Source organism: Cystobacter fuscus (genome assembly GCF_002305875.1).
Classification (GTDB): Bacteria; Myxococcota; Myxococcia; order Myxococcales; family Myxococcaceae; genus Cystobacter; species Cystobacter fuscus_A.
The window spans coordinates 1,459,273-1,480,445 of record NZ_CP022098.1; the positions used below are offsets into that span (position 1 = coordinate 1,459,273).

A 21,173-nucleotide genomic window follows, 5' to 3' on the forward strand; every position below is an offset into this window, starting at 1 on the left:
GTCATTGAAACGGAGGGCGGGGGAGGGCGGCCCTCCCCCGGGCTCCGGCGGGTGCTTCGTTCGATCATTCCAGGTTCTTCTCCGCGAAGACGCGCATGGCGTCCCGGATGAACCGCGTCGCGCCCTGGGCGTGCTTGTCGTAGACTGCGGTGAAGCGCGGATCCGCGACGTACATCTCGCCCAGGTTGATGTAGGCCTCGCGGTTGGGTACCCAGAAGAACGACACCCACGCGTGGTGCTGGCGCACCAGCTCCTGCACCTCGTCACCGCCGACATCCTCGCCGCGCATGCTTGCCTCGGCGAGTGCCTGGGCGATCCGCTCCTGCTCGGCCATCAGGTCGCGCTGCTTGTCCTTGCCCAGGGTGGTCCATTTGCGTGTGCTCTTGTCGTAGTCGTCCCGTCCCCACCGCTGGACCACCTCCTCTTCGTATTGGCTGTTGTCGAAGCCATCGAGAATCTCCTCGGCCATGATCTGCTCTCCTCCGTTCAACTTGCGAATCGTCGTTTCCACCGACGTGATCTGACGCGCCAGACGCTGTTGCTCCCGCCTCAGCCACGTGAGGTGGGTCTGCAAGGCCCTGGTGGTGTCCTTCTGCCCTTCCAGCACCTCGGCGATGGCGGGCAAACCCAGGCCGAGCTCCCGCAGCAGCAGGATGCGTTGCAGGCGGACGAGCGCCGCCTGATCATAGTAACGATAGCCATTGCTCCCGATGCGGCTCGGCTTGAGCAGTCCCACGTCGTCGTAATGACGCAAGGTGCGGCTCGTCGTTCCCGCCAGGCGAGCGATGTCCTGGATGGACCATTCCATCGGGCTCCCTCCTCGTTGGAGTCATTGAAACCAAGCTACACCTTGACGTTGCGTCAAGGTCAACCGCGCTCGTGGAACTCAGACCCGCGACGGTCTCCAGGTTGCTCCCTGGCTTGTCCTCCGGTCAGCCCGTCACGCCAGCGGCCAGACGGATGTTCCTCCGAGGGCCGCGCGGTACGAGCAAACCCCGGCGCCGCGTGGCAGGCTGCGAGCCCTCCTTTCAACCCGAGGGACCCGTGCACCACCCCCGCATCAAGCTGGCACTCGCCACGCTGTCGTTGCTCGCTCCGTTGAAGCCGTTCGCCGCGGGCAAGGGCACCGCCGTACCCGCCCCACCCGTCGCGGCGAGGAAACCCGTGGTGGACACCTACCATGGGGTGAAGGTGGAGGACCCCTATCAGTGGCTCGAAAAGGGTGACGACCCCGAGGTCCGTCAGTGGCTCCAGGGCGAGACGGCGTACACGCGGTCGATGCTCGACAAGCTGCCCTCGCGCGAGGCCATCCGCGCCCGCGTCACCACGCTCCTCACCCACCAGTCCGCGTCGCATTTCGCCCTGCGGCAGCGCGGCGGCACGCTCTTCGCGCTGAAGTCCCAGCCCCCCAAGCAGCAGCCTTTCCTGGTGGTCCTGCCATCCGTGGAGGACCCCTCCACGGCCCGCGTGCTGGTGGACCCGATGGCGCTGGACCCGAGCGGCCGCACCACCATCGACTTCTTCGTCCCCTCGCTCGACGGCAAGAAGGTGGCCGTGTCGCTGTCGAAGGACGGCACGGAGAGTGGGGACGTCACCGTCTACGACGTGGCCACGGGCAAGTCCCTGCCGGGCGAGTCGGTGCCACGGGTGAACGGTGGCACGGCGGGCGGCTCGCTCACGTGGAACGCGGACGGCACGGGCTTCTTCTACACGCGCTACCCGCGTGGCGAGGAGCGCCCGCCCGAGGACCGGGACTTCTTCCAGCAGGTGTACTTCCACGCGCTCGGCACGCCCACGGCGCAGGACACCTACGAGCTGGGCAAGGGGGCCCCGCGCATCGCCAACTACGCGCTCTCCACCTCCGAGGATGGGGCGTACGTGATGGCCATCCTGGGCAATGGGGACGGTGGCGAGTACGCCGTCTACCTCCGGCCCCGGCAGGGCGCCTGGACGCAGCTCTCCCGGTTCGAGGACAAGCTCGTCTCCGTGGCCTTCGGTCAGGACGGGGCGCTCTACGCGCTGTCGCGCCGGGACGCGCCGCGCGGCAAGGTGCTGCGGATTCCACTCGCCACGCCGAGCCTGGACAAGGCCACCGTCTTCATCCCCCAGGGAGAGGCCTCCATCGACGGGTTGCTCGCCACCGCCACGCGCCTCTACGTGACGGAGCAGCTCGGCGGCCCCATGCGGATGCGCATGGTGGGCCTGGATGGAAAGGACCTCGGACGGGTGCCCACGCCGCCGGTGTCCTCGGTGGGCTGGCCCACGCGCCTGGGGGGAGACGACATCCTCTTCGGCTCCATCAGCTACCTCGCGCCGACGAGCGTGTTCCGCTACTCGGCTGGCGACGGGACGCTGGCGAAGACGGCGCTGGGACGCTCCTCTCCGGTGGACACGAGCCACGTGCGGGTGGAACGCCTCATGTGCACCTCGAAGGACGGCACCCAGGTGCCGCTCAACCTCCTGTACGCGGAAGGAACGAAGCGGGACGGCAACAACCCCACGCTGCTCACCGGGTACGGTGGCTTCAACATCTCCCTGTCCCCGAGCTTCCAGGTGCTCCGCTTCGCCTTCATCGAGCAGGGCGGGGTGGTGGCCGTGGCCAACCTGCGCGGTGGCTCGGAGTTCGGCGAGGAGTGGCACACGCAGGGCTCGTTGACGAAGAAGCAGAACGTCTTCGATGACTTCCACGCCTGCGCGAAGCTGCTGGTGGAGAAGAAGTGGACGAAGCCCGAGCGCCTGGCCATCGAGGGCGGCAGCAACGGCGGCCTGTTGATGGGCGCCGCGCTCACCCAGCATCCGGAGCTGTTCCGCACGGTGCTCGCGCACGTGGGCATCTACGACATGCTGCGGGTGGAGCTCACGCCCAACGGGCAGTTCAACACCACCGAGTACGGCACGGTGAAGGACCCGGGGCAATTCCAGTCGCTGTATGCCTATTCGCCCTACCACCACGTGAAGGACGGGACGAAGTACCCCTCGGTGCTCTTCACTTCCGGCGAGAACGACCCGCGCGTGGACCCCTTCCACTCGCGCAAGATGGTGGCGCGCTTGCGGGCGGTCGCGGGCTCGAAGCGCCCGGTGCTGCTGCGCACCAACGACATGGGTCACGGCATGGGCACGCCGCTGTCGGAAACCATCGCCGAGGAGGTGGATGTCCACGCCTTCCTCTTCAACGAGCTGGGCGTGAAGTACCGGCCGGTGAGCCGCTAGAGGTCCGTCCCCGCGCCGGGCTGGCACCGGCGCGGGGTTGCGGTTCGCGGTTTCCTGCGGAGCGCCCCTCTACCGCGCGTCCTTGACCGTCTGGACGGGGGGGCTCCTGAACGCGGGGTCCCCGAGGAAGCCGGAGTACATCAGCCGGTTGGGCGAGCACCGCCCCGCGTTGGCCACCTTGCCGGGCGTGGAGTTGGTGACGAGCACGGAGGACACGTCGGCGGGAACGGCGGTGGGGTTGCGCTCCAGGAAGAGCGCGGCGAGGCCGGCGACGTGCGGCGCGGCCATGGAGGTGCCGCTGAGGACACGGGTGGCGTTGTCATCGGAGAGCCAGGCCGAGGAGATGTCGTGGCCAGGCGCGAAGACATCCACGCAACTGCCCCAGTTGGAGAAGGAGGCGCGCTTGTCGCTGCCCTCGGTGGCGCCCACGGTGATGGCCTCGGGGGCCCGCGCGGGAGACACCGCGCAGGCGTCCTGGTTGTTGTTCCCCGCGGCGACCACGTAGGTGACCCCCGCGGCGCTCGACTGGCGGATCGCGTCATCGAGCGCCTGGCTCTTGCCGCCCCCCAGGCTCATGTTGGCCACGGCGGGGAGCTGTCGGTTCTGGGTCACCCAATCCACGCCGGAGATCACCCCGGCGGTCGAGCCACTTCCCCCGCAGTCGAGCACGCGCACCGCGTGCAGACGCACTCCCTTGGCGACGCCGTAGACGCGGCCTCCCACGGTGGCGGCCACGTGCGTGCCATGCCCATGGCAGTCGATGCCCTGCTGACCGTCCGAGAAGACATCGTGGTCGGCCTGCGCGCGCCCGTCGAAGTCGGTGTGGGACGTGCGGATGCCGGTGTCGATGATGTAGGCATGCACGCCCTTGCCGATGGTGCTGTAGAGATAGGCGTTGTCCAGCGGCAGGTCACGCTGATCGACACGGTCGATGCCCCAGGTGGCACCGGGCTGGCGCTCACCGATGGCGCGCATCACCCCGTTCTCCTCCACGTAGGCCACCTCGGGATCGGCGGCCATCGCGCGGGCCTGCTCCGCGGTCATCCGGCTGGCGAACCCTCGCAGGGCCTGCGCGTACGTGCGGAAGGCGCGGCCTCCGTGGCGTGCCGAGAGGTTGTCCGCCGCCACGGAAGGCGCGAGCGGCGTCTCACCCGGACGCGGTGTCCTGAGGACGACGATGTACTCACCCGGAACCGCATGGGCCACGGTGACGAACTTCCCGGTGCGCGCCTCGGACCCGAGCGCGGCCTGTGGGCAGGGCTCTTCGGAAGGTGGCTGGGGAATGGGAACATTCCTGGTCGCGCAACCCACCAGCAAGGACACGGATACGACGGACACGGCCATCCAAGACACCGTACGGAGACGCATGGCTTCCCCCTGTTGCCGGGAAAAATACCCGGTTGCGTGTTTCAGTTTAAAGAAACGTCTGACCCACCCACTTCCGGTCCAGGGTCGCGTACGTTCGTTCAAAACCAGACATGCGGACGATGCTATATCCGACTCCAGCGCAGCTGGCTGACCGCTCCACCCCCCGCTTCGTAGTACTCGAGCCTCACCTCGTGTACCCCTCTGAGCATGAAGAGGAAGGTGGAGTAGCTCGTGGGAGACTGATCCCTCCACACGTCGATGATGGGCGAGCCGCCGCCCACCCAGAGCCGCACACCGTCGTCGGCACGGGTGGTGAACCTGTAGAGGCCCAGGGAAAAGGAGAAGCGTCCCGTCCAACGCACCGAGAACTCGTCCGGTCCCAGGCCGGTTTCCGGGGGCGCGTCCACGCCCCAGTCGTAGTGGATGGGGGCGGGCTCGCAGCGGACCCGGGAGGGAGACCCGGACAGGGAACGGTTGTTGAAATACTCCGCGCGGAACTCCCCCACCGGACAGACGATGATCCCCGAGTTGGCGAAGGTCGCGGTGTATGTGCTGTCCGTCGCGCCGACCGTCACCGGGTGCTGGATGCCGCCACCATCCGACCAGGACTCGAACGTGAAGTCCCCCTGGGGTGAAGGCGCGTAGAGCGTGTGTGTACTGCCGACGATGGCCGTGCGCGTGATGGGGGCCGTTGCCGTGGTGCCGTCGTACACCAGTTGCAACCCGGGGGGTGAGGTGTCCAGGGTGAGCTGGACCGTCTGGGGGTGGAGCTGCGCGACCGCCGTGCTCGACAGCCCATTGGAATCCGTGGCGGTGAGCCGCAGCTCGATGAAGAACTCGTCACCGTGATCCGGGATGGTGAAGCTTCCGGACGCTCCGGTGCGCGAGAGCAGCGGATGGGGGTGGCATTGTCCTCCTGGACAGTGTTGCAGGATGAGGGTCCAGGCCAGGCCGGCGTCGGGGATGGTTCCGTCCTCGGGGTCTGTCGCCGCGCCGGAGAAGGCGATGACCTCCCCCACCTTGAAGCGGGCCGAGGGCAGGGGCTCGAGGAGGGTCACCGTGGGCGCGGTATTGCCGACGGAGATGCTCACCACCGCCGAGCTGCTGGCTCCCCTTCCATCCTCGACGGTCAGCCGTGCGGAATAGGTGCCCTTCTCGGCATAGGTGTGCAGCGGATGGGGTTCGTCCGTCGTCGGCGTGCCATCTCCGAAGTCCCAGGTGGGGCGCAGGGAATCACCATCCGCGTCACTGGAACCGGCACTGGAGAACTGGACGCTCAGGGGCACGCTCCCATTCGTCGGAGTCGCCGAGGCCACCGCGATGGGTGGCGAGTTTTCTCCCGTATAGCGGATGCGGCGCAGCTCTCCCTGGGCGATGGCGAGGTAGTAGAGGTGGGTGTCCGGGCCGGACTCGATGTCGGCGGCTCCATCCATGTCGGTCGCGAAATCGCTCACGCCGATGAGGTTGTCCTCGGCGTCCACGTGCAGGGTGCGCAACCAGCGTTGCGCGTAGTCTCCGAAGAAGAACGCGCCATGGTACGCACTGGGGTAGGCCGTGCCGGTATAGAACATCCCGCCCGTGGCGGCCCCCGTCCCTCCATTGTGCGGCCAGGCGTAGAGCGGCATCTTCACGGCGGACGGGCCGAGCGCATAGAGCGCCTGGCACTCCGGCTCGGCCTCGTAACCCCTCTGACGATCGGGACCCTCGTAGCAGGGCCAACCGAGGTTTGCTCCTGGGGGGGCGACGTTGATCTCCTCGTAGGTGTCCCAACCCACGTCGCCCAGGTAGGGGATGGCGCTGCCCGGGCGCAGGTTGAACCGGTAGGGGTTGCGCAGACCGAGGCTCCAGACCTTCGACGGGTTGGCGGTGGCATCGCCATTCCAGAAGGGGTTGGTGGGCAGCCCGGCCCCGCCGGGGGTGATGCGAAGCACCTTGCCCGCGAGCGAGTGGAGCGCCTGGGCCCTCAGTGCGTCACGATCGACGAGGGTGAACAGGGCCCCATCCCCGAGTGTCACGAAGAGGCTGCCATCGGGCGCGAACTTGACGTTGCCCACGGAGTGGGACGGCGACTCCGAGGGGATGCAGTCGGTGCCCGGGGGAAAGTCATTGCAGGAGCGGCCCACGGTGGTGCCCAGGAGCACCGCCTCGCTGCTCGGCGAAGCCGTATCTCCTTCCGCCGTATAGCGCGCCAGTCGTCCCGTCTTGGGTCCCGTGTAGTCGTTCGGGTCGTTCTCGTAGGTGTAGAGCAGGTAGACGAGGCCGTTCTGCGCGAAGTTCGGGTCGATGGTCAGGCCCAACAATCCGCGGTCCGAGTAGTCATTGACGCGATCCCGGATGTCGATGAAGGGCGTGCCGAGAAGGGCCCCATTCTTGTAGACCCTCACCACGCCGGACTTCTCGGCGATCAGGAAGCGTCCATCCGGGAGGTTGGCGAAGGCGGTGGGGAAGTTCAGGCCGGAGGCGATCACCTCCTGGGTGAAGCCGCCCGGCAAGGCCAGGGAGCGCGGTTCGCTGGCTCGTCCCCTGGACTCGAACGACGGGAAGGCCAGGGCGGTGAACAAACATACGAAGCCCAGGATACTCCTGGGCCAGGACCAGAACTGTTGCACGAGGACCCCCCCCCAGGCGCGCGGCAGTGCCAGGGCACCAAAGTGGAGGGCAGATGTAGAGCAACCTGCGTTGGGTGACACCCGTCCAGCGGTTCCTGCCAGATGTGGACCACCCCACAGAGGGAGCCACGCCCGCGCGTGACCCACCCTCACCCGCGCGCCGAATCTCCTGTCACCTGCTCGGCCAGCCTCGCGAGCTTGTCATCGAGCTTCCTCGCGGCGACGAGCAACTCCTCGTTGCCCAGGCGCGCCATCAGCGAGGAGGGCACGTCATAGCCCAGGTGGCACTTGCCGTCGCCACGGTGCTCGTAGATGAGCACGCGCACCGGGACGTGCAGGCCCATTGCCACGTCATGGCGCAGCATGGTGCGCGCGATCAGCGGATTGCCTATCACATACATCCGTGCCCGGGCCTTCTGCCCCACCCGGGCAAGCCAGGCACCATGATCCGCCACGAAGAACTTCATGAAGCCACTCGAGCCCTCGAAGGCACGAAGGCGAGCCTCGAAGCCCGCCTCATCGCTCGAGGCCGTCACCGCCTCCTGGAGTGAGGCGTCGTCGAGGGTGCCCACCACGGCCTCGAAGGCCTCGATCACCGCCTCGAAGGGACGGCCACTCACGTACTCGCGATGGATGAGGGTGCTCTCGTCTTGAGTCATCCGGTGTCTCCCGTTGCGAAATATTTATTATGTTGATAATATGACGTGCATGATGCGTCAAGGAGTGCGGGCCCCGAGCTGTTCTCGTGCCGGAGTCAGTCCTTCTGCCCGGTGTGCGGACTCGATGGTCGCCACACCCCTTGGGATGAACGGAGCGCTGGCGGGGACGAACCGCCGTGCCTCCCATGGCACCCGGGCCGGAGCCCATGGCCTCAGCGGATGGCCCGGACGTGTTCGTTCTCCTCCAGCGGGGACTCCCGCGAATGGAACGGGCGTGGCCCGCGGTGCGCTCGATGGACGCCGTCACGTTTATGCGGGGTGTTTGAACAGAGCGCCTGTCTTTCCCATACGCCGATTCCCACCCTGTCCAGCACGAGGTCCTCGGATGCCATCAATCAGGCCAGGTGTATGCGGATTTGATGGAGAACCCACGTCGGCGCACAACGTGCGCCCATCCTGGAAGTCGCCAGCCGTGCGGAACTCGACCGGAGCAGGCGGCGTGACCACCTCGCGGGCGCGGACCCGTGGGAACCGCGATGTGCTTTCTATGGGCTGCAACAATAACAATATTGAAAACGGGGTACTCGCCGCATATAAGGAAAATAGACTAAAGCTGATTTTTCTTGATTTTCATGGAATCGTGGAATGGAACAACGCCCCATCGTCCAGCCCGGTGCTCATCGGCCAACTGGGCGCGGAAGATGTCCAGCGTGTTCATCCTGTTCCGCCACCGGCCCCATCCACCCGCGGCGTCCGCTCCTCCTGGAGGCGTGCGCCGGGTCGGTTCATGGTGAAGCGCCTTGAAGCTCCTGCTCGTCGAAGACGAAGAGAAGATGGTGGACCTGCTGAAGCAGGGCCTGGAAGAAGAGGGACACGAGGTCCGCGTCTGCAATAGCGGCCGAACCACCCCGAGCCAGGATGAACTCGAGCACTTCGACGTCATCCTCCTGGACTGGTCCCTGCCGGGCCTGGACGGCGTCTCCGTCCTGCGCCAGTGGCGTGAGGCGGGCCTGCAGACGCCGGTGTTGATGTTGACGGCCCGGGGCACGACCGGGGAGAAGGTCATCGGGTTGCGTGCCGGAGCGGACGACTACCTGGTGAAGCCCTTCGACTTCGACGAGCTGCTGGCGCGGCTGGAGGCCCTGCAGCGCCGGGGTGAGCAGCAGGGCGGACCGGTGCGGATGGGCTCGGTGTTGTTGGATCCCCGCCGCAGGGTGCTGCGCCGGGGGCTCCAGGAGGAATCGCTCACCGCGCGTGAGTTCTCCCTGATCTCCTCGCTGGCGCGTCAGCAGGGCACGCCCCAGGTGCGCGCGAGGTTGATGGCGCAGGCCTGGGGCCCGGACTTCGAGGGCAGCGCCAACGTGCTGGAGGTGTACGTGGGCTACCTGCGCACGAAGCTGGAGCGGCTGGGTGCCAAGGATGTCTCCATTCGCGCGGTGCGGGGGGTGGGCTACACCCTGCTCGTCGAGCAGGGACCTCGCGAGCCATGACGCTCGCCAGACGCCTCTGGTTGCTCGGTGTCCTGGTGCCGTCCCTGGCCTCGCTGGGAGCGCTCGTCGTCGCCGGGCAGCTCTTCCGGTATGACCTGGAGACCGCGCTGGACCATGCCCTGCTGACCCAGGCCGCGGTGGAGAGCCTCAGCGTCGACCTCTTCGAGGGCTCCGAGAAGAGGTTGCGCCTGAACATGTCCATGTACCCGCTCCTCGAGCAGGTGCGGCCCTTCGCCCCACGGGGTGAACTCTTCGGCCAGGACGGACGGCTGCTGATGCGGTATCCACCCTCGCCGGATGATGAGGAGTCCGACACGGCTTCGCTGATGCCGGGAGAGCCGGAGCTTCAGCCCCATCTGTCGACCCGCCCCCTGCCGGATGGAACGCGTGAGCGTGAGGCGGTGGTGAGCGTCCGCTCGCCCCAGGGCGAGCTGTATGCGCTGCGTCTGACCGCGTCGCTGGAGCAGGTGGATGACTCGGTGCGCGGCTACCACCAGAGGGCCTTCTCCATGGCGGCGCTGCTGGCATTGACGTTGCTGGTGCTCCAGACGTTCCTCGCCCGGCGCATGGCGTACCGGTTGAGCGCCATCACCCGCCATCTGAAGCTCCTGCGCGAGGGAGACTTCTCCCAGGCGCCTCCCCTGGATGGGGGCGCGGATGAGATAGGCCAGCTCCGGGAGGTGCTCGCCGAGGTCACGGACAAGTTGCGGGGTGCCCGGGACGCGCAGGATCGGCTCATCGCGGACGCCGCCCACGAGCTGCGCACGCCGCTCTCCCTCATGCGGACCCGGATGGACCTGGCCCTGCGGCGCGAGCGGGGCGCCGAGGAGCTGCGTGCTTCCTTCCGCGAGGCGCGTGGCGAGGTGGAGCGGCTGGCCGTGCTGGCGGGCGAGCTGCTGGAGCTGGCCGCGGTGGGACGGGGGGAGTGGGATCGGAAGAAAGCGGATCTGGTCGAGGTGGTGAGTCAGTCGGTGGAGGCGGCGCGCGCCGAGGCGGAGGTGCGCGGGCTCATCATCCGTCTGGAGGCTCCCGCGCGGGAGGAGCTCTGGTTCGATCCGGGTGGGGTGCGGCGGGCGGTGGACAACCTGCTGACCAATGCCCTCAAGTTCTCTCCGAGCGGAGGGGAGATCCACGTGCGCTTGTGGCGGGAGGGGGAGTGGGTGCGCATCAACGTGGCGGACGAGGGCCCCGGCATTCCGTTCTCGGAGAGGGACTCGGTGTTCGCTCCCTTCCGGAGGTTGTCCGGTGCCAAGCCCGGAGCGGGGATCGGCCTGGCCATCGTCCGCGAGGTGGCGCGGCGGCACGGAGGCCACGCCTGGGTGGAGCCGAGCCGGGCCCGGGGAGCGGAGCTGGTGTTGGAGCTGCCCACGCGATCCCAGTTCGCTTGAGCTACGGGGAGAGGGGAATCCAGGCGGAGGCCGCCTCCAGCCGGCCACTCACCGCGTCCAGGCGGACGAGCTGGGCTCCCTGCACGCCCACGCGGCGGTTCACCCCGAACGTCACCGGGGGCGTCACCCCGGTATCGAAGTCCCGCAGCTCCTCCAGCCGGAGCATCAGGTCCGCGCGCGTCACGTCCGCGCCCGAGCGTCGCAAGGCCTCCACCAGCACACGTGACGCCGCATACGCGCCGAGCTGGAAGGCCACGTGGCGCGGGCGCAGTTGGTGGCGCTCGAGGAAGGCGGCGAAGGTGCGCAGGTGCTCCTCGCGCGCGGCCACTCCCGGTGGGTAGACGAAGAAGACGGGGAGCGGGCCGCCCGTCACCGCGGAGGGCTCGGCCAGGCGGGCCGGGGCGTACACGCGCGTCTCCAGCTTCCAGGACTCCAACGTCTCCAGCAGCGCCTTCAGCCCCGCGGGAGGGCCGGCGTAGAGGATGGCTGGAGGCGGCGTCTGGCGCAGGCGCTCGAGCGCTCCGGGCTCGGCGGTTCCGTCCCTGAAGGGGACCTCCACGGGGGCGGGCAGCTCGCGCCGCAGGGCCTCCTCGCGCGCCGCGCGGGCCCAGGCGAGTCCCGCCGCGTCTTCCGTCCGCACCACCGCCAGGGCGTGGTGGCGCAGCAGGTGCTCGTCCTCTCGAGCCAGGTGCTGCACCACCAGGCGGGCCTGGATGGGTTCCTCGGGGTAGAGGAAGAAGATGGGGCTGTCGCTGCCCGCGGCCTGCTCGCCAATCGCGATGGGCAGCACGAGCGGCGTCCCCTCGCGCCGCAGCAAGGCATCCGAGGTGGGCGAGCCCTCGCGTGGATTGCCCACCAGGGCGAGCACTCCCCGCTCCAGCAACCGCGTGGTGGCGTCTGGTGCTCCCGAATCGGGTGCCGGCCCATGGAGCGCCGAGTCGTCCTCCACCACCAGCTCCAAGCGCCGCCGGAAGATGCCTCCCTGCGCGTTCACCTCCTCGAAGGCGGCCCGCAGCACCTGGGCCACGTCCTGTCCGGCCTCGCCCAACCGCCCCTCGAGGGGCAGCGCCGCGCCCACCGTGAGGGTGGTGGGGGTGATGCCGGGGTCGGGTGTCTCGCCCAGCTTCTCCAGGTAGGCGAGCAACTCCTCGCGCTCGGCCTGCCCGAGCACGTAGCGCGGCATCGTCGTCCCCAGGGGACGGCCGCTGGCGGAGAGGCCCTCGGTGATGGCGCGCAGCAGGGTGTCGCGTCCATACGCGGGGCGCGAGCGATCCTCCACGTCCACGGAGGCGCGCGAGCGCGGGTGCCGCAGGGCCTCGGGGCGGATGTCCGGCACGTCCACGCCGCCTTCCTGGCTGCCGCGTCCGGAGGGCGTGTGACAGCGCGCGCACGCGGCCACGGAGCCGCTCAGCTCTATCCGCTCGGGCCCGAGCAGGCCCACGAGCGGGGTGTCCCGGGTGCTCATGCCGCGCTGGAAGAGGCTCCTTCCCCTCCTGGCCGCCTCCGCATCCCAGGGAGCGGGGGGCGCCTCCTTGCGGCAGGCGGCTCCCAGCAGCACCGACAATCCCACGAGCACCACGTGGAGTGTCCGGCCTCGCGGGCCCCTAGCGGGGATCATCCAGGTGCTCCACGGTGTACACGAGCTGGTCGACGTCCGACATGGCGGCGGCCTTCACCCACATGCCCGTGGTGGCGTCACCGATGAGCAGGGTGGAGCTGTGGGTGCCAGGCTCGTTCGTGTAGCCACCGAGCTTCTTGAGCACGAGGGAGATGTTCTCGGGGGCGCCGGTGAGGAAGTACCAGCCGGGCCCCACGTCGAACTTCTTCGCGAAGCGCGCCAGCGTCTCCGGGGTGTCGTTGGCGGGGTCCACGGAGAGGGTGAGCATGGTGATGTCCTTGCCCACGCGGCCGCCGAGCTTCTTCTGGACCTCGGCGAGGTGCCTCGTCATGGGGGAGCAGATGCCCTGGCACGAGGTGAAGGCGAAGTTGATGAGCACCTTCCGGCCGCGGATGAGATCCTCGTAGAAGCGGTGCGTCCTGCCGTGCTGGTCCACCAGCTCGGTGTTGGTGAAGTAGCGAGCGGAGGCGGCGTCCTGGGCTCCGGGGGAGGAGGGGGCGAGCTCCGGAGGGGGCGCGGAGGCGGCGCGGACCTCGCGAATGCCCTCGAGGATGGCGGTGGCCGAGCCGAGGCCTTCCACGCGCAGCCACTTGTCCGCCGTGGCGTTGCCCACGAGCACGAAGGGCCGGTGGGCCTCCTTGTCCGAGGTGTAGCCGCCCAGCGCCACCAGGGCCTCCTTCACCCGGGCCGGCTCGCCGGTGAGGAAGGACCAGCGGGGCCCGGGGGCGAAGGGCGCGGCGAACTGGGCCAGGCGCTCGGGCGTGTCGTTGGCCACGTCCAGGGTGATGGAGATGAAGCGCACGGGACTGTCGGGCCCCAGCTCCTTGCTCACGCGCGACAGGGTGGCCGTCATCGGCGAGCAGATGGTCTTGCAGCGGGTGAAGATGAAGTTGATGGCCACGGTCTGGCCACGCACGAGGTCGGACCACAGCCGCACCTGCTGGCCGTGCTGATCCACCAGGGGGACGTCGGGCACCTGGAGGTGGAGGAAGCGCGCGTCTGGAGTGGGGACTCGTGCCGTGTCCTGCGCGAGAGCCGGAGCGGAGAGCAGCAGCAGCAGGGCCAGGGCCTGGAGGGGGGCGTTCTTCATTGGGGGGCCTCGGGGGAGGGACGTGCGGCCAGCGTGGGCTGGACGCTCAAGGTGAAGTGGGGGAGTACGCCGAACGGGGCACCCCGGCCTTCCACGCCCACGAGGAGCTGGTACTGGCCGGGTTCGGAGGGGGTGACTTCGACCTCGAACAGCCCCTCCTCCACGCGCCGGGGGGCGGGCCGCTGCAACCAGCGCCCCGAGGGCGGGCGGAACATCAGCACCCGCACCTCCTCGGCGCGTACCGGGCGGGGGTCCTTCGCGTCCGGGAGGGGGCTCAGCCGGAAGCGCAGCGGGGTGGACACGCCAGGGGAGAGGGGCGTGGAGGGATTGAATTCGGGGGTGAGCGCGAGGGGCAGCTTCCCCACGGCGGAGACGTCCTCGGGGATGCCCTGGACGTCCCACTCCAGACACACCACGGTCCGTGGGTTGTCCAGGAGGAAGTACACGTCATGCGGGCCGTTCTCCCGCACCACGGCCTCGGCGGTGAAGACGCCGGGCTCCACCTCGTGCAGCGAGCGATCCAACACCAGGACGGCCTTGGGCTCGCGGCCATAGTTCAGCAGGCTGCCTCGCGGCGCCATCATGCCCTCGCTGTAGAGGAAGAGGGCGCGGTCCGCGGTGCCCGCGATGATGGCGCTGTTGCCCTCGGGCATCACGGCGAAGGGCGGGGCGCGGCCCAGCCCCCTGGACTCCGAGGGCTTCTTCTGACCCATGGCCACCTGGGCGATGGAGGGCTTGCCCTCCCTGGCCAGCGAGGCCAGCTCGATGAGCGACACGCGCGCGTCCTCGGTGTTGCGCACGTAGGCGTAGGCGCTGGTGAAGAGCAGCTGATCCGGCTGGGAGAAGCCGGTGAGGGTGTGGGCGAGCTGGCTGGAGGCCGCGTCGAGGACATCCACGCGGTCGCCGTGCGGGTAGAGGACGAAGGCCCAGCGGCCGGAGTTGTCGAAGCGCAGCATGCCGGGCGAGGGCGCCAGGGGAATGTGGCGCGCCACCTCGCGGCGGGTGGTGTCCACCACCAGCGCCTCGTGGGTGCGCTCCTGCACGGCGTAGAGGGCCTTGGCCACCTCGCTGTAGGCGAGGCTGCCCACGCCGCGGCCCACCTCCACGCGTCCGGTCTCCTCGAGCGAGGACACATCCACCGCCACCAGGGCTTCGCCCTCGGAGCTGGAGACCCACGCGGTCCGGCCTCCGTCACTGAAGGCGAAGGCGTGTCCGCCACCGCCCACCTCGAGCGTGCGCAGCACCTGGTAGGAAGCCGTGTCGATGACGGACACGGTGCCGTCCGCCTCGTTGGCCACCCAGACGGTGCGCCCGTCCGGGCTGACGGCCAGCCGGCCCGGGTTCTTTCCCACGTGTACGTTGCGCACCACCACGAAGCGGCGCAGGTCCACCACGGACACCGTCCCGTGCACGGGGATGGAGAGGAAGAGCGCCCTCATGTCCGGTGGCAGCGCCCAGTCCGCGGGCTCGCCTCCCAGCGACACCAGGTTCTGTAGCTTGGTGCGGTCCAGGGAGATCTGCGGATCGATCACCGACAGCGTCTGGTCATGGTTGAGGGTGAGGAAGAGATAGGAGTTGAGATTGGCGTCGGCCCGAGCGGCCAGGAAGCCTCCCAGGTAGGTCTGGATGCGCTCCTTGCAGGTCGCCTCGTCGGGCGCGGCCTGTCCGTGTGCGCGCCGGTTGAGCCACCCGAGGGGGCGGACTCCGCGCAGGGGCTCGCCGGTGCGGGGATTCGTGAGCGCGAAGCGCGCGGTGCCCTCCAGGGGCGTGCCGCGTTCGGCGCCGGGGATTCGGGGATGCAGCCGCAGATCGAAGCTCACGGCCACGTCCGGATGCGTCACCGTCACGGGGGGCTGCGCGGGCAGGGCCACGGGTTCGGGACGGGGCACGGGGGGCGGTTCGCCGCGGTGTGACAACCGCCATCCCACGAGGGTCACGAGCGCCGCGAGCACGACGCCCATGGTGAGGAGGATGTGCTTTCGCATGGAGGGAATTGATTCCGGGGGAGGGGAGTGCGGCACGGGGCGTATGAGGGCCCCGTGCCGCTCTGGAGAGACGAGAGAGGACTACTGCACGCGGAGCACGCCCCAGAGTCCGCCACCGCTCCACTCGAAGCTGGTCACGTCGCGGTAGAGGTAATCACCCGGGGCCTGGGAGATGCCGCCCGCGCCATACAGGGGGTTGATGTTCCAGGACTCCATGACGGACATGCCGCTCTGGCTGGAGATGATGTTCGAGGTGGCATTGGGGCCCATGCGCAGGGACGAGGCTCCCTGGGCCCAGGGGTTGCCCTGCCACTCGGCGCCGTGGAGCGCGAAGGCGTGCTGGCGCGCGTGTCCCGAGGGATGCGCCACGCGGATGCGCAGCGGCTCGCCCGCGTTCGCGGTGAACAGGGGCGTGGCCGGATCTCCGTGGACCGAGGAGCTGAGGAGGTCGCCCAACTCCTGATCGTTGAGGTCATTGGGATCCGTCTGGGGCGGCAGGCCCAACCGGGCCCACAGCGGCTCGGTGTGGTAGTTGAAGGCCTTCTGACCGGAGTCCTCGGCGTCGTCGGTGTCCCCGATGTTGCACAGGGCGGTGCCGCTGTTGCGTGGCTTCGTGTCCCAGAACCGCTCCTGGCTCGAGTGCAGGCCCAGGTCATCCTGGAAGACGAGCACGAGCTCGCGGAACGTCTCCGTCCGGACGGCCGCGTCCTCATCGTCGTCCTCATCGTCGTCCTCATCGTCGTCCTCATCGTCGCCGTGGCCTCCGCCAATCGGGTACTTCACGCGGGCCTGGGCGTCGGTGCCCACGTCCGTGGTCCAGATGGCGTTGGGCGGCTCGACGATGAGCGCGCCGATGCCGCCGTGCATGCCGTGGTTCACCACATCCGCCATGTTGCGCAGGTTGACGATGCCGAACTCCACGGGCGTGTAGACGCCGCGCCGCGTGGCCGACCCGTGGCTGTAGCTGCGGTAGTCGCCCATGTACCAGCGGTAGGTGCGCTGGCCGCCGGGGGGCACCGTCTGGAGGGCATTGAGGCCCACGTTGGCGCCGTCGTCCGTGTTCACGTCGTAGTTGACGAGCTGCGGATGCAGCGAGACGTGATTGGAGGGCGTCACCTGGTTGACGTTGAAGCCCGGGGTGATGGGCGGCTGGTAGGCCCACTGCGGCGTCTTGCTGAGCTGGGCGGGGAGCCGGTTGGTGAGCACCACCTGGAGGCACTCGCCGGCTCGGGCGCGCAGGATGAGCGGCTCGGGCTGGCGTGTCCCATCCTGGAGGCTCGTCAGGTACTCGTCCCGGGCGAACAGGATGGCGTCGGGGTCATAGAGGCCGTACTTGCTGTTGTAGACGAGCGCGCCTCCCGGCAACCAGTGGGCCGCGTCGATCGCGGACACCCGGTAGAGGCGCACCGCGCTGCCCCGGGGGCACGCGTCCACGGCGGCGGCCTTCTGGCCGAACTTCCCCTGTGCTTCCGCCGCCTGCACGAGACCGGAGTCGAGCTGACGCATCTTCTCGGGGTACGTCATGGCGTACTCCAGCTTGCGCTCCTTGACCTGCCGGCCCGACTCGTCCACCTCGTAGGAGCGCTGGAGCGTCTCCTCGGTCTCCGGATTCATCCTGCCGAGCACCGACTCCGTGGGCAGCTCCAGCAGCGGCGCTGGTGCCCAGGTGCTTGCCTGCGTCCTGAAGGACAGGGCGGAGGAATCCATCGTGGTGAGCTCCGCGGCCTGGAGCGCCAGGTGGCCCAGGGTCTTCTCGCCCGTCTGCTTCTTCTTGTACGTGCGCATCAGGCCCCACGCGCCGTTCCACAGGTCGTCGGTGGCGGCGCCCTGGTACATGTAGTCGGCGGTGTCGTAGGTGCCGCCTAGGGTGGGCAGGCCGTTGGTCAGGTTGAACTCGAAGTGCTCGGAGATGCCCACGGCCTGCGCGTTGCGGTAGCCACTGTTCGGGTCCGCGCCCTCACGCAGCCACTTGGTGCCGTGGACGGTGAAGGAGTGCTGTTCCTCCTGGGAGCCCTGGATGAGGCGGATCTTCACCTTGTCGCCCTCGTAGCCGCGCAGCAGCGGGGTGTACGGGTCGCCATGCAGGTCCGAGCGGAAGACGTTGGCCATGTCTCCCCGCTCGTCCGTGCGCTGCGTGCGCTGGGCGCAGCTCGCGGTCCGCTGGCCGATGCGCAGGGGGATGGGCTCGTTGCGGTAGTTGATGGTCATGGTGCCGGGGTCCGTGACGCTGATGGCCTCGGGCATGGGGGTCGTCTGGAAGGCCACCGTCGACGGGAGCTCCCCCTCGATGTGGTTGGGCGGGTTCACCGGCTGGCCACACTCGTCATAGGCCGGGACGAAGTCGGCCAGGGCGAGCGCGAACTCGCGGAAGCTGTTGGCGGGATCCGCCGTGAGCACGTCCGCCTTCCAGCTCGTGGGGCCGCCATCGCTCGAGCGCGTGCCGTAGAAGACGCCCGTCTCCGGGTTCCTCCACTTCGAGCCCTTGGGCTCCACGATGAGGGCGCCGTAGAAGCCGTGGTGCTGATGGCTGGAGGGCCCGAAGTGGTCGTGCGTGAAGACCGTCTCGATGGGCCGCTCCCGGCCCTTGGCGTCGGCGAGCGGATCCGCCCACCAGCGCTGGGTGCTGGTCTGCGCGCCCATCACTCCCAGGCGCGGGTGCATCCGGGCCGCCAGTTGGAGCCGCGGCCCCGTGGTCTCCACCGTGCCATCCGCCGCGAAGGCACCGCCCGCGGTGTTGATCTTCTCGATGCGATGCAGCACCTCCTGGAAGGAGAACGTCCCGTCCTCGTAGTTCCACCCGTTGCCCGCGCCGTCCGCGGACATCACGTCGAACTTCACCAGGTGGATGTGCTGCCCGACGGTGTCCGTGGGGGTGTAGACCTGGAAGTCGTCCGCCTCGAGCTCCTTGGGCATGAGGTTGGTGGGGTAGAAGTTGATGCACTCCCCGGACTCGGCCCGGAAGAAGAAGGGCTCCGGAGGCCGCAGCCCCTTCTGGGTGTCCGCCACGTCGCCATCGAGCACGATGAGGCGCGCCTGCCGATCGTGCCAGCCCTCCCGGTTGATGTTCTGCATGTCGATCTGCACGTAGCTGGCGCGGTAGTCGCGGCGCGGCGCGGAGGCGGGGCAGGGGTCCGCGAAGGGCGCGCCCGCCACGGGCTTGCGGCCGTTGACGTAGAAGAAGCCCCGGGCGCCGGTCGCCGTGTAGGCCGGATAGGCCGCGACGATGTCGCTCGTGTAGTAGGGCCTCGGCACGTAGCTGGCGCCGGGGAACCCACCGCCGTGGAAGGACATGGCCTTCTTCTCCAGGGTGGTGCCGTCCTGGGGCAGCAGCTTCACGTCCAGCGCCTGGTGGTCCACGTAGAAGCGCTTGCCGGGCTGGCCATAGGTGGAGGTCCCGACGGCGGCGGTGACGATGTGGCGCGGCAGTCCGCCGTCCTGCTCCAGATCCAACGGGGGCTGGGGCGGGCGGTGGCCGGCCTTGCCCGCGACGTAGAAGGGGTAGCCCGGGAAGGCGGGCCGGTGCACCTGCTTGCCGCTCGCGTCGGTGACGACCGAGTCCGCGTAGGTGGGCATGGGCGGCATGGCCCGTGAGGGAATGGGGATGACGGCGGGGTTGGGCGTGCCACCGGAGATCTCCCCGTCCGGCAGGCGGCGGTCCTGCGTGCCGGCCTCGAAGACGTCATGCACGCGCCAGAGCGCCCACATGCCCTGGGCGAAGTGCGGATAGAGGTGGCAGTGGTGGATGGAGTCGCCCGGGGTGAGGTTGCGGTTGCCGGAGCCGCCGTAGTTGATGTCGTAGGTGAAGGTCGCGCCCGGTCCGATCGTCTGCGAGTCCAGGTAGTTGGAGTTGTCCTCGCCCGGGCTGTACTTCCACTGGTGGGCATGGAGGTGGAAGACGTGCGTCTCGGCCGGGCCCGCGTGGATGTTGCGGATGCGGACCGGGTCGCCCAGGTAGCTGTGGTGCACGTTGGAGGGATCGTCCGCGTAGAGCGCGCGCACGGCGTTGCCCTGCCAGTCCTTCTCCACGTTGAGGGCGGGGTCTCCATTGGCCCAGGACTCGAGGAAGAACTCCTCGAAGGCGCAGTCCGCGCAGTCCTTGGTGGGGCCCACCTTCGCCCGGTTGGCCATCAGCTCCGCGCCCAGGCCGGCCACGCCGTAGTTGATGCCGAAGCCGTCGCGCACGCCGTGCAGGGTGGGGTTCCACTCCAGCTCGTCGAAGGCCTGAACCGCCTTGATCTCGTCGTGGTAGATGGCGGTGATTTCCCGGAAGTGCCCCTGGTCCTTCGAGGAGAAGGTGCCCACGCTGGTGTGGGCGTAGTCGGTGATGATGGCCTCCAGGTCGCCGTGCCAGATCTCGTTCGTCTTCGTGTCGAGGATGTTCAAGAGGGGCCGGTCATTGGCGTCCCTCGCCTCGTAGTTGATGAGCGGGGTGCCATCCGGGTTGGACAGGCGGTTGCCCTGGGCGTCCTTGCGCGTGGCCGCCTGGAGCACCTCGGCGGACACCTTGGAGCGGTACCACTTCGAGCCCGCGGGCTCCACGTTGACGGCACCGAAGAGGCCCTGGGCGGTGGAGCCGCCGTCGCCCTCGCCGCCAAAGGTGGCGCCCATGCTGTGCATGAAGAAGACGCCCTCGTGGTCCGCGTAGAGCGTGTACGTGGTGCTGTCACCGGGCGCGACGAGGGTGCTGGCGTTCTTGCCCACGTTCGCTCCGTCGTCCTTGATGCTCAGGTACTGGAGGCCCTGCACGTGCACCGAGGCCCGGCGGGTGAAGGGGGAGTCTTCCTTGTTGGCGGTCTCGATGTCGTCCGGCTCTTCTCCCTCACCGGGCTCCTCGCCCTCACCCGGTTCCTCGCCCTCTCCAGGCTCCTCCACCTCACCCGGTTCCTCGCCCTCACCGGGCTCCTCCACCTCCGGCGCGGCGCCGAACCACTTCCCGCCCACCGCATGCCCTGTCACCAGCGAGGCCAGCGGATCCCACGACTCCGTGGGCAACCACGTGGGCAGCATCTTGCGCACCATCCCGAATCCCGCGGTGGGCTGTACCACCTGGCTGGGAGTGGGCTGGGACTGTGAGGGATTGGGGATCTCCGCGCGCGTGGGCGCGAGCCAGTTGGTGAACTGGATGCGCAGACAGTCCCCGACGTTGGCGCGCAGGGTCAGTGGCCGCGGGCGCTTGTCCAAGCGCAGCCGTGCGTTGCCGGGCCCGATGGGCTTGGACGCGTCGATGGCCTCCACGTCCCGCTTCAGGGCGTACATCATCCCCGAGGGGTTGTACGCGCCGAACCGGTTGTAGGTGTAGACCTGATCCAACGCCACCACGTTCGCGGTGAGGGTGCGCGCACACGACACCCGCGTGCCAGCCGTGGGCGCTGGCCCCACCAGGGGCATGTCTTGCGAGGCCATGGGCTGGACTCCGGAGGAGACCGCCTCCTCCTGCCCGGTGTCGGTGGTGTCGCCCTGGCAGGCCAACCCCACCGCGAATAGCGTGGCCAGAAGCGCCCGGCGTGACACCGGATGCCAACCGGGCCGCCAGGCCCTATCGAGTCTTTGTCGTGCCGACATTTGTTCCGTCCTGAATGAGCCGTGTACCCGCCATTCCTGAGAGCTTTCTCAAGCTGAGAGTCTTCTTGGGAATGTGTCTCTTCGGAGAAAACCCTTGCAGGCCATAGCAAGTGCTTTCCTGGCGACAGTGAGTGACGGTGAACCATTAATGAGATGAAGTCAGCGAAGTAAAGCCTGTCCGTAACCACGCGAAC

Annotated in this window: 11 protein-coding genes; 3 read left to right on the top strand and 8 right to left on the bottom strand. The window is 68.7% G+C overall.

Going from position 1 to position 21,173, the window contains the following annotated elements; genetic code table 11:
- Positions 1 to 64: 64 nt before the first annotated feature.
- A complete protein-coding gene (locus CYFUS_RS06145) occupies positions 65 to 808 on the bottom strand; it encodes a MerR family transcriptional regulator (protein ID WP_095984381.1) in 744 nt (247 codons plus the stop codon).
- Between the two features lie 236 nt (positions 809 to 1,044).
- On the opposite strand from CYFUS_RS06145, the gene CYFUS_RS06150 reads away from it, so the two are divergent.
- On the top strand, positions 1,045 to 3,210 hold the full coding sequence (locus CYFUS_RS06150; RefSeq protein WP_095984382.1) for a prolyl oligopeptidase family serine peptidase: 2,166 nt from the start codon (positions 1,045 to 1,047) through the stop codon (positions 3,208 to 3,210).
- Between the two features lie 69 nt (positions 3,211 to 3,279).
- Here the strand turns inward: CYFUS_RS06150 and CYFUS_RS06155 are convergent, their stop codons facing one another.
- From CYFUS_RS06155 to CYFUS_RS06165, 3 genes are all read right to left on the bottom strand, one after another.
- On the bottom strand, positions 3,280 to 4,548 hold the full coding sequence (locus CYFUS_RS06155) for a S8 family peptidase (protein ID WP_095991833.1): 1,269 nt from the start codon (positions 4,546 to 4,548) through the stop codon (positions 3,280 to 3,282).
- Between the two features lie 152 nt (positions 4,549 to 4,700).
- On the bottom strand, positions 4,701 to 7,139 hold the full coding sequence (locus CYFUS_RS06160) for a PQQ-dependent sugar dehydrogenase (protein WP_232537400.1): 2,439 nt from the start codon (positions 7,137 to 7,139) through the stop codon (positions 4,701 to 4,703).
- Positions 7,140 to 7,336: 197 nt separating this feature from the next.
- Positions 7,337 to 7,846: a DUF302 domain-containing protein gene (locus CYFUS_RS06165; RefSeq protein WP_095984384.1), complete on the bottom strand. Its 510-nt coding sequence runs from the start codon at positions 7,844 to 7,846 to the stop codon at positions 7,337 to 7,339.
- Positions 7,847 to 8,646: 800 nt separating this feature from the next.
- Here CYFUS_RS06165 and CYFUS_RS06170 point away from each other — a divergent pair.
- Entirely contained in the window at positions 8,647 to 9,336 is a 690-nt protein-coding gene (locus tag CYFUS_RS06170) for a response regulator transcription factor (protein ID WP_095984385.1), read from the top strand.
- Positions 9,333 to 10,724, top strand: coding sequence for a sensor histidine kinase (locus tag CYFUS_RS06175; protein WP_095984386.1), 1,392 nt, complete (start codon positions 9,333 to 9,335; stop codon positions 10,722 to 10,724). Before CYFUS_RS06170 ends, CYFUS_RS06175 begins: the two co-directional genes overlap by 4 nt.
- A gap of 1 nt (position 10,725) precedes the next feature.
- Here the strand turns inward: CYFUS_RS06175 and CYFUS_RS06180 are convergent, their stop codons facing one another.
- From CYFUS_RS06180 to CYFUS_RS06195, 4 genes are all read right to left on the bottom strand, one after another.
- Entirely contained in the window at positions 10,726 to 12,342 is a 1,617-nt protein-coding gene (locus CYFUS_RS06180) for an ABC transporter substrate-binding protein (protein WP_232537401.1), read from the bottom strand.
- On the bottom strand, positions 12,329 to 13,432 hold the full coding sequence (locus tag CYFUS_RS06185) for an SCO family protein (protein WP_095984387.1): 1,104 nt from the start codon (positions 13,430 to 13,432) through the stop codon (positions 12,329 to 12,331). The genes CYFUS_RS06180 and CYFUS_RS06185 overlap by 14 nt, the downstream gene beginning before the upstream one ends.
- Positions 13,429 to 15,417 (bottom strand): hypothetical protein, encoded by a 1,989-nt coding sequence (locus tag CYFUS_RS06190; RefSeq protein WP_095984388.1) that lies wholly within the window; start codon positions 15,415 to 15,417, stop codon positions 13,429 to 13,431. Before CYFUS_RS06190 ends, CYFUS_RS06185 begins: the two co-directional genes overlap by 4 nt.
- 81 nt (positions 15,418 to 15,498) lie before the next feature.
- Positions 15,499 to 20,820 carry a copper oxidase gene (locus CYFUS_RS06195; protein ID WP_232537402.1) on the bottom strand — a complete coding sequence of 1,774 codons (5,322 nt, stop codon included), beginning with the start codon at positions 20,818 to 20,820 and terminating at the stop codon, positions 15,499 to 15,501.
- Between the last annotated feature and the right edge of the window lie 353 nt (positions 20,821 to 21,173).

Bases quoted from the DNA above. Each gene is read 5' to 3' on its own strand.
- CYFUS_RS06180 (WP_232537401.1), bottom strand. From the start codon at position 12,342: ATGATCCCCGCTAGGGGCCCGCGAGGCCGGACACTCCACGTGGTGCTC.
- CYFUS_RS06195 (WP_232537402.1), bottom strand. From the start codon at position 20,820: ATGGCCTCGCAAGACATGCCCCTGGTGGGGCCAGCGCCCACGGCTGGC.
- CYFUS_RS06165 (WP_095984384.1), bottom strand. From the start codon at position 7,846: ATGACTCAAGACGAGAGCACCCTCATCCATCGCGAGTACGTGAGTGGC.
- CYFUS_RS06145 (WP_095984381.1), bottom strand. From the start codon at position 808: ATGGAATGGTCCATCCAGGACATCGCTCGCCTGGCGGGAACGACGAGC.
- CYFUS_RS06185 (WP_095984387.1), bottom strand. From the start codon at position 13,432: ATGAAGAACGCCCCCCTCCAGGCCCTGGCCCTGCTGCTGCTGCTCTCC.
- CYFUS_RS06175 (WP_095984386.1), top strand. From the start codon at position 9,333: ATGACGCTCGCCAGACGCCTCTGGTTGCTCGGTGTCCTGGTGCCGTCC.
- CYFUS_RS06190 (WP_095984388.1), bottom strand. From the start codon at position 15,417: ATGCGAAAGCACATCCTCCTCACCATGGGCGTCGTGCTCGCGGCGCTC.